The organism is Methanothrix sp., assembly GCF_016706325.1.
Taxonomy (GTDB): Archaea; Halobacteriota; Methanosarcinia; order Methanotrichales; family Methanotrichaceae; genus Methanothrix.
In genome coordinates this window covers 1,054,989-1,067,931 of sequence record NZ_JADJJX010000001.1, presented here as the reverse complement: position 1 = coordinate 1,067,931, position 12,943 = coordinate 1,054,989, and the positions used below count along the sequence as shown (strand labels likewise).

Sequence of the window (12,943 nt, the reverse complement as noted above, 5' to 3'; positions counted from 1 at the left end):
CCCGTTCCGATTTCATCACTTTTTTTGTGAAGGCCGATAAGCCTAAAAGCCAATCCCTCCAACTGCTCCACTATGAAACGCATCGGCATTGCCGACACCACCTTCGCCCGGGTGGATATGGCCCGGGCGGCTATGAGCACCATCAAGAGGGAGGCCTCAGTCCAGATCGTCCGCTACACCGTCCCCGGGATCAAAGATCTCCCTGTGGCGGCCAAGAGGCTGCTGGATGAGCAGGGTTGCGATATCGTCATCGCCCTCGGCATGCCCGGCTCAGCGGAGAAGGATAAGATGTGCGCCCATGAGGCCTCCAGCGGCCTGATCATGGCCCAGCTCATGACCAACAAGCACATCCTGGAGGTCTTCGTGCACGAGGACGAGGCGCAGGATGAGAGGACTTTGGCCTGGCTGGCGGAAAGACGCACAGCAGAGCATGCCATAAATGCCCTCCACCTGCTTTTCAATCCCGGGATGCTCACCCGGCTGGCAGGGACTGGACAGCGGCAGGGCTATGAGGACGCCGGCCCCCTTGAGGGCGGTGCAGGCGGATATCTGGGCCATTGAGGGGCGGGGGAAAGGCCCAGAGAGGGCGGCAAAAAGGGAAGGAAGAGACTTCAAGCCCTCCCGGCTAATGGATGATTCCGGGGCGCGGATCGGGCAGGGGAAGCCTGGTCTTTGCGTAGGTGTTGTTTATCGGCATCCCACTGATCGTTGTATTGCTGGCCTTGAAGCGGGAGGAATTCTCCTGAGATTGGCTGCCCAGAACGGCGCCTGCATTATCTTGAGGGAGGGCATCAGCCATCGCCGCAAGAGGCTCAGTGACTGCTGTCTCATTCAGTCCCATCTCATCCACAGAGCTGAGGGCGACCGCCTCGCTCTGGGGATAAGAGGGGATCTGCAAGAGCTGAGCGGCACTGGCCTCGGCCGGCAGAGCGATATTTATGCTCTCATTGAAGCCATCGAAGAGCATGGAGGTGGTGGAGGTTATGCTGATCGCTGTGTTCTCCTCCCCCGCCGCCAGCTGTTCCATAGATGGAGCGGTCATATAGAGGATCTCTGATATATCCGCCCTTTTTATGAGATGGCTCTCTTTGGATATCCAGTAGTGGACCTCCAGGCTCGCATTGTGGAAGAGGTCGGGGATGTTCATAGGGAGGAAGGGCACATATGCGGCCGCCTCCCGGGAAAGGAGATCAGCATAAGAGGCGATGTCCACCTCTGCTCTCACCTTATAGCACTCCTCGCCCTCCACCATCTCCGAGCCGATCAGAGTGAGCCGGGAGAGATTGAGCATATCGGCCTGCTGTTCCAGGGGATTCTGCCGGGACCAGGCGCCGCCCAATCCGGATAAGGTCAGAGCAGTCCAGTCGCCGTTCATCTTGATATAAATGGTCTCGTTCTGCAGATACTCCTCCAGGGCCACTGCTGAGGAGTTGCCCTCATCGCCAGGGGCAAGGGTCAAAGAGGCCATGACCAGCTTCAGGGCCTCATCGGTCATATTTACCAGGCCAAAGCCGATGGAACGGGTCTGAAGCCGCTGGGACTGGCCGGAGGAGAGGTTCTCAAGCGCCATATCCAGCTCCATCTTCATAAAAAATGTGTAGGATTTCAGATCGTCAGATGATGCGATCACCATCTCCTTCAGAGCGGATGATATGGCATCATCACGGGAGCGATCAGCTGTCTGGCAAGAGGCACAGGTGCATATGAGCAGCAGGGCCACCGCCATTATCATGAGGTGTCTCATGGGAAGGAGATGGATGGAACAGGGTAAATCTTTTTTGCTCTACTCGACCCTCTTGAACATGCTTCCCTTGACCCCGCAGACCGGGCACTTATCAGGAGCCTCGCGCTCCACAGTCATGCCACACACCGGGCAGACATAATAGGGGAACAGCTCCCTTTGGGAGTCCAGCCCATCGAGCATGTTATGATAAAGCCGGGCATGATGCTCTTCCACTGCATTGGCATAGTTAAATGACCTCTCAGCATCACTTGCCTCCTCCTCCTTTGCCGCAGCAATCATCTCCGGATACATATACTTGAACTCATGCGTCTCTCCGGCGATCGCCTCGCGCAGGTTCTCCTTGGTGCCCTTTATGCCCTTCAGGGCGCGCAGATGGTTGGCCGCGTGCACTGCTTCTGCCTCTGCTGCTGCCCGGAAAAGCCTGGCGGCCTGGGGATGGCCCTCTTTGTCCGCCTGAGCAGCAAATGCGCTGTACTTCCTGTTCGCCTGGGACTCGCCGGCAAACGCCTCCCATAAGAAATCCTCTGTTCGGCTCATATCCTTTTGCTCCTGTTCATGATGGCTCAATACTGGTTCGATACCTGCAGTTCTTTTCAGTTGTTTTCTCTCAGATGAAGCGATGGAAATTTTAGAATGATCGGATCATTCACTCCTCAAGGCCTAGATCCTCACCCTCAGGGCATAGATCCTCAAAGAGCAGATCCTCAGAGCAGGGCTCTGTATCTATAGAGCGATCATTGAGCACCAGATCGTAGTATCCAGTGATCCTCAGTATATCCAGACGGGATATCTCATAGGCTCTGCCCTTTCTACTCAGGGGGGGATTCACCTGGATCTCCTGTAATGTTATCCCTGCCCCGCCCTCATTGTAGCGGTCGAAGATCAACCCCCAGGGGATTAGGTGGGCTGTCTTGCTCCTGCCCGTTCCATTTCGCAGCTCCACTGCCAGTATGCCCTGGCGGCCGGAGCGAGTGATGAAATCCGTCTCCCTCTCTATCTGGTGGGCCCCGGCGGCTGTGCTGAAGTGCTGCTTGAAGTACAGCGACCTCGTCTTGCGCGCATCCAGGCTCTTGCATTCAATGGCCAGGTAGTACTCAGGAATTTTGGAGTCCACCAGGATATCGGCCAGCTGAGTGGCGAATTGCGACTGGCGCAGGCGGTAGGCTATGGCGGCGATGCCCTCCCTCTCGAAGAAGGTGTTGAGCGAATTGACCATCGCCCACTCAAAGTCTCCCATCAGTCAAGATTTTTCGACCCCCTTATTAAAGTAGCTTTTCCCGGAGCGATCACTTTCGCCCTGCCCTCATTCCCACACTTTATAGCCTTTTGACAAGAACATCCTCTGTTGCACTCTGTGAGGATTCATATGGTAGTGGGAAGGACTCCGTGGGATTTTGCAATTGAGGCCATCAGAATGCCGGGATTCGGCCTGTTTCTGATAGCTTTGCTCATCTTTATTGAACTTATAATAATATTGATATTCATAGTGACTTATGCCGGATTGATCAATATAGAATTCAGCTATGGAGGATTGGGGGTGTTGATCCATCATCTCACCGGGCATCTCTCCTGAAAAACTTGAAGTACTGAAGGGAGGATGGTGATCTCATGTACGGGAGGAGGATGGGATTTGCCGCACACATCATCATCTGAACTGAAGAGCAATGGCCTTGGGAGGTTTATTCGCGCACGCACCATCTCTGATGCCTGGCACAGAGGCCTGAACCTCATCTGGCGGCAGGGAGAGGAGATGGTAGATGAGAGGGGGGTTCGTATCCTGGAGCTTTTATCCCTGCAGATGGTGGTGCAAGATCCATATCAAGAGATGATTCCTGAGGAGTACTCCTGGAATGAGGAACGGCTGGAGGAGTATGCCCATCAGCTCCAGTGCGGCGAGAACCCCGGCTTTGAGTATACCTATGGAGAAAGGCTGCGCTCCTGGAGGATGCCGGGCATGCCCTCCCTGGATCAGATCGATATGGCCATCCGGCGGCTGCGGGAATCTCCTGCCACCCGTCGGGCCACAGCAGTCACCTGGATCCCTCCCCTGGACTCGTCCCGGGATGAGGTCCCCTGCATGATCGTGGACGACTTCAAATTGCGTGGCGGCAGGCTGCACCTTTCCATCTTCTTCCGGAGCCATGACTTCGCCGGCGCCTATCCCGCCAACCTCTATGGCCTGGCCAGGCTGCTGGAGTATGCCGCCTGCGAGGTGGGGGCTGAGCCGGGCTCCATCTCCACCACCAGCGCCTCTGCCCACATCTATGAGCATGACTGGGACTGGGTAGAGGAGATGCTTTTGGGGAGAGGCGAGAGCTGAGCAGAGGGAGCGAAAGGCATATCTGCATTCATCGAAAGCCACTGCGCTTATGGTCGACAACCTCCTGATGATCAGAGCAGAAGAGGTGCATAAGAGGCTAGAGGAGGGCAGGCCGGTTGAGTACGAGAACGTCATCATCTATGGCGACCTGGATCTGCACGATCTGGACCTCCCTTTGGACAGGGATATGCGGAAGATCGTAAGATCGATAATCAAGATAGAGTACTCTGTGATCAAGGGCAATGCGTTCTTCGATCGCTGTGCCTTCCAGGGGCTGGTGGACTTTGATGGCACAGTCTTCTCTCAGGTGGCCAACTTCTCGGACTCCAATTTCCAGGAGGATGCCGGCTTCTCCCTGGCCCAGTTCCAAGGAGAGGCCAACTTCTCCCGTGCCCACTTCGCCACTGAGGCCAACTTCTCTCGCGCCAGGTTCAATGATGCAGACTTTGGCCGGGCGAGATTCCAGCGCAGCTTTCACCTCTCCAATGCCAAAGTCTACACCCTGCGCCTCTCCGATGCCATCTTCGAGGAGCACTCCAGCATTCACTTAAAAGACCTCAACTACAACCGGATTGCAGTCCGCTGGAACTCCATCCGCAGCAACCTTCCCTACAATGGATCAGTCTATCTCACTCTGATAAAAAACTTCAGAAATTTGGAGCAGTTTGAGGACGAGGACTGCTGCTACTATCAGTATCGAAGGGAGAAGCAGACCCGGACCACAAAGGCATTTCCGAGATTGGTCGACAAATTGGCCTGGCTCTCCTGCGGCTATGGGGTCCGGCCGTCCCACACCATGCTCCTCAGCCTGGCCCTGATCATCCTCTTCACTGCCATCTATTGGGGAGGACATGCCCTCCAGCCATCAGCCTCTGCCGATCCAGGGAGCATCATAACCCTGAGCGATGCCTTCTACTTCAGCAGCATGTGGTTTCTTGGCCGGGCCCCCCAGAATATCTGCATCATCGAGGGCTTCGAGTTCCTGACTGTCTTTGAGACCCTGCTCGGCTGGCTGCTCATGGCTCTATTCCTGATCACTATGAGCAAGGTGATGCTGAGATGAAGCCCTCAGCCCAGCTCAGCGCCTCCCACAGGAGGCATCCTCAGATGGGCGCCTCCAGCCGGCAGATGAGCTCCTCTGTGCTGTATCTTGACATCAGATCCAGCATCTTATCGGTCCGTCTATAATATCGTCTGATCTCCTCGATCCTCTCCGGGACTGATGGGTCCGGACCATCTCTGGCCTTCAGATCGGCCTCAGTTCTGTCAAGAGCGATCAGAATATCCTGCAGATTCTGGCGGATGTTGACGATCATATCCCTCCGGAGAGAATCAGGATCTCTGACTGGTACATAGTGGTATCTCTTATCCCCAGGAATGACCTCTCTTTTGACCAAACCCATTCTCTCCAGGATGCCCATATTGATGCTGACTGTGGATTTGCTGTAGCCGGTCTCCTCCACCAGCTGATCCATGGATAGAGGGGCATCCGTGAGAAAGAGGGTGCCCTGCAATACCCCAACGGCATCACAGCAGCCGCGGCTATTGGCCACCTTGACACAGGCATCTATCATATGCCTCTTCAAGAGGGCTCTCACCTCCTGGTCCATCACCATTGGGAGAAGACCACAACTTTTATCTATCTTTCGCATGTTTCGATTGGTCGGTAAAAACCGAACTTTTGAGGCATTTGTTATGGACAGCGCAGAGCGGCTTGGCCGATGGATAGCTCAAAACCCCATTCTGATCATCGCTGCCACTCTGCTTCTCACCTCTGTCTCCATTCACTATGCCCAGCAGATCGAGATGCAAGGACTGGCCACTGAGAGCATGGTGGGCAAGGACTCCAGCCTCTACCAGATCTACGAGCACCTCTATGTGCAGAACTTTGGGACTGAGTCCATCGCCATATTGATCGAGGCGGATGATGTGACAGAGCCGGAGATACTCAGAAGGATGCTCCTCTTCTCCGATAGGATGAAGGAGGCACCGGGCGTCCTCTCCGTCACCAGCATCGCCGACATTGTGGCCGATGAGGAGAAAGAGAGCAGCGGAAGGAGGTCCATTCCCGATCAGGAGAGAATAGCTGAGATCCTGTCTGCTGACAGTCCCATATTGGCGGCGATATTGCCCGATCGCAGCCATACCATGCTCTCCATAGAGCTGCCTGTCTCCCTCACAGAATCGGAGAAGAGGGAGCTGCATCAGGAGGCGAACGGCCAACTGCAACTGGCCAGCTTTCCTGCCGATACCAGGCTCACCCTCACCGGCCAGCCCGCCCTGATGAACTCGATCACTGCTGAGATGGCCAAGAGCAATGCCCCTATTCTTCTCCTGGCGGGCTTTCTGATGATAGTGGCACTTCTGATGACCTTCTCTAAGGTGAGATGGCCTCTTCTTCCCATCCCAATCGTCTTTCTGGGCGTGGGCTGGACCTTCGGCGCCATGGGCCTTCTCCAAATACCGTTCACCATGGTCTCGATGTCCGCATTTCCGATATTGATCGGGATTGGCATCGATTATGCCATCCAGTTCCAGAACCGGATAAATGAGGAGTTCATCCGCACCGGCCTAGCGCAGAGTGCAGTGATACAGACGGTAAAGCATGTCACCAAACCGGTGATCATCGCCCTGATCATAACCTCCATGGGCTTTCTCTCCCTGCTCACCTCCTCCATCCCCATGGTGAGGGACTTCGGGCTGGTCTGCTTGATCGGGCTTGTCCTCTGCTTCCTCTCCGCCCTCTTTGTGGGGGTGACAACGCTCTCCATACTCATGGAAAAAACCCACCATCGCCGCCCAGAAGAGGGGCATGCAGCCAGGGATACGGATGCAGAGGAGGGGGGAGAGACTGGCAAGGGGAGAGAGGAGACGATCATCGAACGGATGCTGGAGAGGATCTCAGCCTTCTGCATTGCGAGCTGGCAGCTCATTTTAGCCGCTGCACTCCTTCTTGCCCTGGCTGGCATCTATTCCGATACTCAGGTCCCTGTAGACACCGACTTCAAGAACTATGTGCCCCAGGACCTGCCCCCTCTGATAGATTTCAGACATATGAGCGAGATCTTCGGGGGCACAGATAGCATCCAGCTGCTGGTGCAGGCCGATGATATCACCGATCCGGGGGTGCTGCAATGGATGGATGAGTTCTCCATCTATCTGAAGAGATCCAGAGATCAGATACTGGGGTATACCAGCATCGCCAGCCTGGCAAAAGGGGCAAATCAGGGGATCCTTCCTGAGGATAGAACAACCATCAGGGAGCTGGTCAATTCCCTTCCTCCCAGCAGGCGGGATATATACCTGGATGGACGCAACACCGCCATAATCGATCTTGATGTGGGCCAGACCATATCCAACCTGGGCACTGAGGGCTCAGACCGGCTGATGAAGGAGATCGAAAAAGATATCGCCTGGAACCCTCCTCCGGCGGGGGTTGCAGTGAGGATGACCGGCGACTCTGTGGTGATGACCACAGTGATAACCGCCCTGACCAAAGGAAGGACGGAGATGACCCTCCTCGGCCTGCTGCTGATATTCATAGTCCTCCTGGCGATCTATCGCGATCTGATAAAGGCCCTGCTTCCTGTGCTGCCCATGCTGGTGGTGATAGGCTGGATGGGCGGGGTGATGTACCTATCGGGCATGAAGTACACCCCCCTCACAGCCTGCCTGGGAGCGCTGATCCTGGGAGTGGGATCTGAGTATGCCATCCTGATGATGGAGCGCTTCTATGAGGAGCTGGAGTCGATCGGCGATCCCGAAGAGGCCCTCTCCATAGCCACCAAAGCCATAGGCTCCGCCCTGATCGCCTCCGGCCTCACCACCATATTCGGCTTTGTCGCCCTGATATCATCCCCCTTTAATATCACCAATAACTTCGGCATGGTGACAGTGCTGGCGATACTCTTCGCCCTGGCCACCACATTCACTGTATTTGTGGTGCTGATCTTCCGCATGGAGTTGAGAAGAAAGCCGATCAAGGCTGCAATTGCCAAAATCTCTCAGGCTCTGTGGCATTGAATGCTATGACAGCTGTTTCATATAAGTAGCAAGATACCCAAGATCTATTGTTAGTCTGCAGGACAACACTGGCTGAACCATATAGAAAAATTAAGATATTCTGCCGGAGAGAATATCTGCAAAAAACCGGCTTGGGGGCAACCTCCAGGGAGAAGGATCGCCGGGATCATCCCGGCGGTTCAGCCCCTGTGGTCATATAAATTTCACACAGTTTTCCGGTATGACTCTCCCTCAGGTCATGGCCATGAGCTCAAGCTTCATACGGTCGGATTCACCAGCGCCTGATGACGATTCTGCCCTTTGGGCATCCTCATCGGAGACGTAGGCCAGATAGAGCTTACGCCTCTTCCCCTGGCTCATCTTGACATGCTTTGGATCAAGCTCCAGAGCACGTTTCATCACACTTATGACCGTTGTCTTATTCAGACCGAGGATGTCCACCAGTTCGCTGGTAGTGTATCTGCCCGGCTTTTCCGCCATGATATCGATCAGAGATCGGGCATGATTATCCAGTGCCCGCCCCTCGCCCGGACCAGACACCGCTGTAGCAGAGGAACGGGCCTGCCTGGTACGAAGCTGGCTCTTGAGGTCGGAGACCTCTTTGGAGAGGCGATCAACCTGATCGATCAGCCGCCCCAATAGCTCGACATCGCTCTTCTTGGAGTCCAGATCCTTTGACATCCTGTCGATGGCAGAGACGAGCATGATCATGGCCTGTGCCTCTTTACGATCTCTATCAATCTCTTCAGCCTTTGTTTTGTATAGCTCTAAAAGCTCTTCGAACATTTATTGGCTACTCCTAGTTTCTTCCAGTTCGATCTCATTTCGAAGCGAATTAAAAGGTTGCCATTCAAAGGAACAACTGCCAAGGTATATAATACTTTTCCTAGAATAAGCCATGTCCGGCCCATTTCAGATAGAATATATTTAACATCATGTCAATTGCACCATAACAAAGGACCGGAAAGAGAGGGAGGATTCAGGCGGGGATGAACTCATCCCTTTCGATAGATCTGGATCTTTCGATGATGCCCGGCAGATCGCTGATGCTCTTGATGATCACATCAGCGGCATCCAGCAATCTGGTTGAGGGGCGGGTCTGCTGCTCTACCGTCAGCACTCCCAGGTCGGCTGCTCTCAGGGCATAGATATCATTCAGACCATCCCCGACCATAACCACCTGGCGGTAGCTTCTCTTGAGCTCTCTTACGATCTCCCCTTTTCGCTGGGGGTTGGCGACAGGGTTCATTCGCGAGGGCTCTATGCCCAGATCCGCCAGGCTGCTCAGGCTCCTTCTGCTATCGCCAGAGGCCAGATAGATATCCGCACCCATGGCCTCCAAATCCAAAAGCGCCTCCTCCAATCCGGGAAAGGGGATGCCCCCAGTGCTCATGGCATAGACGATCTCCCCGAGATCCCTGTCGATTATGAATCCGGCGGTGTGGTAGCTCCCCTCACACTTCGCCTTCACCATTGCACATGCCTCCTGCAGGTCGCGCATTCTGGCCGGCGAATTTTTGAGGATCTCCAGGGCCTCATCAGCGGATACCCGGCCAGAGGAGCAGCTGACCTTGATGCACTCCTCCCGGCCCGTCGCCAGCACCCGGACTGGCTCCTCGGGATGCAGGGAGATTATCATATCCGGATCCATCTGAGGCACCACCAGCGCCCGGCCGCTCTTCTCCATGATGAGCTCCCAGGTGACGACCCCCTCCAAGATCACATTGCGAGAGATATCCTTGGCCACGCGATACATCCTCATGATCGTCCCTGCCACATCCATGACCACAGCGAGATCCCCTGACATCAGCCCTTGATCTGGGCATGGGGTCTGATCAAACTATCGCTCTTCAGTGCAATAACTTTTTTATCTAGAAGGTACAAATAGAACTTCAGCAAGAAAAATGGGGTAGGATCACGAGGGGAGTAGTGCTGGCTCTGTTGCTGATATTCCTCATCTTCTCCGGGCAGATAGATATGGCCTCAGCTCTATCCGGAAAGGTCCAGGAGGGGGAGTTCACCAACGGCCTGAGGGTAGCCGGAACAGGCTATTTCGAGGTTGGCGTCTCGATAAAGGACAGAGATCTGGCCCTGGAGTATAACAGCTTCATGACCGGGGACGGCGACCTGGAGATGGACACTGGAACTGTTGAATCCCAGAGAGCTGGGCGGCTGCCGGGGATGGGCAACAGCTCTCTCATTCCTCTGAACCTCTGGGAGAGCTCCAGGATCAGCTACTTCGGCACCACCCCCATGGTGGGAACGAAGCACATCCATTCCAAATCGTTCTGGGGAGGAATAGGAGCCCAGGTACAGGAGTCCTTCTCCGTCACTGAGATGGAGAGAGGGAGGAAGCACATTCTTCGCCTCCGCCGATCCCTCCTCCGGCGCCGCCGATCAGGAGAAGATCGCCGGATTGCTCAGAGCAAGGCCTGTGGATTCAGTGGGCATAGCGACCAGGAACTCATTCAATGGGACCTGGCAGACCGATGCCCATCTGCACAAGCTGCTCTCCAAGGATGTCAAGGTACATGAGTCCTTCACCGGCACCTTCGATGTGGAGAAGAGGCTGATCTTCAGGGAGGAGCCCGCCGGGGTGAAGAGGGATGCGGGATGCGAGGGCATAGACTGCTAAAGAGAGGATTCATATTTTTGCCATCTTCTAGGGCAGATATCTTATCTCATTGCCCTCATATGAATCTCATCTCAAAACAAGCCTTTTATAAACTCAAAGGATGGAAGCCCTGGGTGAATGGATTGATTACCAGTATCGACGCTAACGGCAGGGTTCAGCTTCCCCTGGCCATCAGATATGGCCTTGATCTGTGCACAGGAGACAGGATCGCTATAGACCATCTGGGCGATGGGACCATCATTCTCAAGAAGATCGATGAAGGGGCTATTTTGAAGGGGGCAGATGGATCAAATTCCGGGAGGGAGAGGGGGAAGGCCGCAAGCAGCTGATCCTTGAGGGGGTGGATGGGAGGGATTGAGGGGATTATCAATCAAATAATCCGGTTTAAAAAAGTTTCACGGACCCGCCGGGATTCGAACCCGGGCCCGAGGCTCCGGAGGCCTCTATTCTATCCAGACTATACTACGAGTCCCCATCTTTGTCCCTCTTGGAAGAGAGCATGTATCACCAGTAAAATTATGGAATATATAGGCATCGGGCTCTCTTCCCGGAAAAGCAGCCCTACCTAATCTCTAGCTCTCCAGAACAATCTCAATATTTACATTTTTGGGAACCTGAATTCTCATGAGCTGGCGGAGAGCGCGCTCATCGGCATCAAGATCGATAAGCCTTTTATGGACCCTCATCTCCCAGTGGTCCCAGGTGGCAGTTCCCTCTCCATCAGGGCACTTTCTACAGGGAACGACCATCTTCTTGGTGGGGAGGGGAATGGGTCCTGCCATATGGACTCCCGTCCTCTGGGCAATCCCTTTGACCTGATTGCAGATATCGTCCAGCATCAAGGGATTGGTGCCAGAGAGCCGAATTCTAGCTTTTTGCATGTTTTAACACCGAAAAAAAGTTGATTTAGCGTGGTACCACGCTTATGCACATTCCTGCAGCGACGGTCGTGCCCATGTCTCTGATGGCGAACCTGCCCAACTGGGGAATCTCCTTCACCGGCTCGATGACCATGGGCTTGGAGGGGGTGACCATGATGATGGCTGCGTCACCTGCCTTGATGAATGCGGGATTCTCCTCCTTGACCGCTCCTGACCTGGGGTCCAGCTTGGCCAGAATGGAGGTCAGAGTGCAGGCGATCTGAGCAGTATGGCAGTGGAATACAGGGGTGTATCCGGCGGATATGGCGCTCGGATGCTGCAGTACCACTATCTGGGCCTTGAACTCCTTGGCCACTGTCGGGGGCTTCTCCACCGATCCGCAGACATCTCCCCGGCGGATATCCTTCTTGGATACGCCGCGCACATTCCATCCGATGTTATCCCCTGGGAATGCCTCAGGCACCTCCTCGTGATGCATCTCAATGGACTTGACCTCGCCGGACACTCCAGCGGGCTGGAAGACGATCTTATCGTTCTTCCTCATGACCCCGGTCTCCACTCTGCCCACGGGCACAGTGCCCACGCCAGAGATGGTATAGACATCCTGTACAGGTACACGCAGAGGCAGGTTGGTGGGCTTCTCTGGAACCTTCAGGTTGTTCAGGGCATCAAGCAGAGTGGGACCCTTATACCAGGGCAGATTGGGGCTGGCCTTGGAGAGGTTGTCTCCAGTCAAGCCGGAGAGGGGGATGAAGGGGATCTCATCGATCTTGTATCCAACCATCTTGAGGAGCTTGCCTACCTCTTCCTTGACCTCGTTGAACCTCTTCTCGTCGTAGGGTGGGGTGGTGGCATCGATCTTGTTCATGGCCACAACCAGCTGGTTGACGCCCAGGGTCCTGGAGAGGAAGACGTGCTCCTTGGTCTGAGCCATGACTCCTTCCGGCACGGCCACAATCAATACTGCTGCATCGGCCTGGCTGGCTCCGGTGATCATGTTCTTCACGAAGTCCCTGTGGCCAGGGCAGTCCACCACAGTGAAGTAGTACTTGGCGGTATCGAAGCGGTGATGGGCGATATCAATGGTAACACCCCTCTCGCGCTCTTCCTTCAGGCTGTCCATGACCCAGGCGAACTCGAATGTCGCCTTTCCCTTGCCTGCTGCTTCTTTCTTATACTCATCAACTGTGTGGGGGTCTACGGCCCCGGTCTCGTACATCAATCTGCCTACGGTAGTCGACTTTCCGTGGTCGACATGTCCAATGAATGCTAGATTGAGATGCGGCTTTGTATCTGCCATAACTTATCTCCTCCAACTGGCACTATCCATATTTTTAGTA

The 12,943-nt window shown here is 54.8% G+C and carries 15 protein-coding genes and 1 tRNA gene; 7 read left to right on the top strand and 9 right to left on the bottom strand.

The annotated features are described in order from the left end of the window. Window positions 1-72: 72 nt before the first annotated feature. The gene (ribC, locus tag IPI63_RS05565) at window positions 73-561 is read left to right on the top strand and encodes a riboflavin synthase (RefSeq protein ID WP_214065670.1); all 489 of its coding nucleotides are present in this window, start codon (window positions 73-75) and stop codon (window positions 559-561) included. A gap of 64 nt (window positions 562-625) precedes the next feature. On the opposite strand, the gene IPI63_RS05560 is transcribed toward ribC, so the two are convergent. From IPI63_RS05560 to IPI63_RS05550, 3 genes are all read right to left on the bottom strand, one after another. After that, the gene (locus IPI63_RS05560) at window positions 626-1,744 is read right to left on the bottom strand and encodes a DUF6612 family protein (RefSeq protein ID WP_292477169.1); all 1,119 of its coding nucleotides are present in this window, start codon (window positions 1,742-1,744) and stop codon (window positions 626-628) included. 39 nt (window positions 1,745-1,783) lie between these two features. Further along, on the bottom strand, window positions 1,784-2,281 hold the full coding sequence (locus IPI63_RS05555; RefSeq protein ID WP_292477167.1) for a rubrerythrin family protein: 498 nt from the start codon (window positions 2,279-2,281) through the stop codon (window positions 1,784-1,786). 109 nt (window positions 2,282-2,390) lie between these two features. After that, the gene (locus IPI63_RS05550; protein ID WP_292477165.1) at window positions 2,391-2,981 is read right to left on the bottom strand and encodes a hypothetical protein; all 591 of its coding nucleotides are present in this window, start codon (window positions 2,979-2,981) and stop codon (window positions 2,391-2,393) included. 117 nt (window positions 2,982-3,098) lie between these two features. Here IPI63_RS05550 and IPI63_RS05545 point away from each other — a divergent pair, with 117 nt between their 5' ends. From IPI63_RS05545 to IPI63_RS05535, 3 genes are read left to right on the top strand one after another with little or no spacing between them, the layout of a single operon-like run. Continuing rightward, window positions 3,099-3,317: a hypothetical protein gene (locus IPI63_RS05545; protein WP_292477163.1), complete on the top strand. Its 219-nt coding sequence runs from the start codon at window positions 3,099-3,101 to the stop codon at window positions 3,315-3,317. Between the two features lie 57 nt (window positions 3,318-3,374). Then, entirely contained in the window at window positions 3,375-4,064 is a 690-nt protein-coding gene (locus IPI63_RS05540) for a thymidylate synthase (RefSeq protein ID WP_292477161.1), read from the top strand. 49 nt (window positions 4,065-4,113) lie between these two features. After that, the gene (locus IPI63_RS05535; RefSeq protein WP_292477160.1) at window positions 4,114-5,127 is read left to right on the top strand and encodes a pentapeptide repeat-containing protein; all 1,014 of its coding nucleotides are present in this window, start codon (window positions 4,114-4,116) and stop codon (window positions 5,125-5,127) included. A 40-nt stretch (window positions 5,128-5,167) separates the two neighbouring features. Here IPI63_RS05535 and IPI63_RS05530 read toward each other — a convergent pair whose 3' ends face one another. Continuing rightward, on the bottom strand, window positions 5,168-5,674 hold the full coding sequence (locus tag IPI63_RS05530; protein WP_292477158.1) for a GbsR/MarR family transcriptional regulator: 507 nt from the start codon (window positions 5,672-5,674) through the stop codon (window positions 5,168-5,170). An 85-nt stretch (window positions 5,675-5,759) separates the two neighbouring features. Between IPI63_RS05530 and IPI63_RS05525 the strand changes: the two genes are divergently transcribed. Further along, on the top strand, window positions 5,760-8,087 hold the full coding sequence (locus tag IPI63_RS05525) for an RND family transporter (RefSeq protein ID WP_292477156.1): 2,328 nt from the start codon (window positions 5,760-5,762) through the stop codon (window positions 8,085-8,087). 231 nt (window positions 8,088-8,318) lie between these two features. Here IPI63_RS05525 and IPI63_RS05520 read toward each other — a convergent pair whose 3' ends face one another. Next, window positions 8,319-8,873 carry a hypothetical protein gene (locus tag IPI63_RS05520; protein WP_214066116.1) on the bottom strand — a complete coding sequence of 185 codons (555 nt, stop codon included), beginning with the start codon at window positions 8,871-8,873 and terminating at the stop codon, window positions 8,319-8,321. A gap of 193 nt (window positions 8,874-9,066) precedes the next feature. Then, on the bottom strand, window positions 9,067-9,894 hold the full coding sequence (locus IPI63_RS05515) for an HAD family hydrolase (protein ID WP_292477155.1): 828 nt from the start codon (window positions 9,892-9,894) through the stop codon (window positions 9,067-9,069). A 122-nt stretch (window positions 9,895-10,016) separates the two neighbouring features. Between IPI63_RS05515 and IPI63_RS05510 the strand changes: the two genes are divergently transcribed. Next, entirely contained in the window at window positions 10,017-10,622 is a 606-nt protein-coding gene (locus IPI63_RS05510) for a hypothetical protein (RefSeq protein ID WP_292477153.1), read from the top strand. Window positions 10,623-10,835: 213 nt separating this feature from the next. Next, window positions 10,836-11,051, top strand: coding sequence for an AbrB/MazE/SpoVT family DNA-binding domain-containing protein (locus tag IPI63_RS05505; protein WP_292477150.1), 216 nt, complete (start codon window positions 10,836-10,838; stop codon window positions 11,049-11,051). A gap of 69 nt (window positions 11,052-11,120) precedes the next feature. On the opposite strand, the gene IPI63_RS05500 is transcribed toward IPI63_RS05505, so the two are convergent. The 3 genes from IPI63_RS05500 to tuf form a co-directional block, all read right to left on the bottom strand. Then, window positions 11,121-11,194 (bottom strand) — tRNA-Arg (locus tag IPI63_RS05500). Between the two features lie 100 nt (window positions 11,195-11,294). Continuing rightward, on the bottom strand, window positions 11,295-11,603 hold the full coding sequence (gene rpsJ / locus IPI63_RS05495; protein WP_214066113.1) for a 30S ribosomal protein S10: 309 nt from the start codon (window positions 11,601-11,603) through the stop codon (window positions 11,295-11,297). A gap of 25 nt (window positions 11,604-11,628) precedes the next feature. Then, the gene (gene tuf / locus IPI63_RS05490; protein ID WP_292477148.1) at window positions 11,629-12,903 is read right to left on the bottom strand and encodes a translation elongation factor EF-1 subunit alpha; all 1,275 of its coding nucleotides are present in this window, start codon (window positions 12,901-12,903) and stop codon (window positions 11,629-11,631) included. Window positions 12,904-12,943 lie beyond the last annotated feature (40 nt).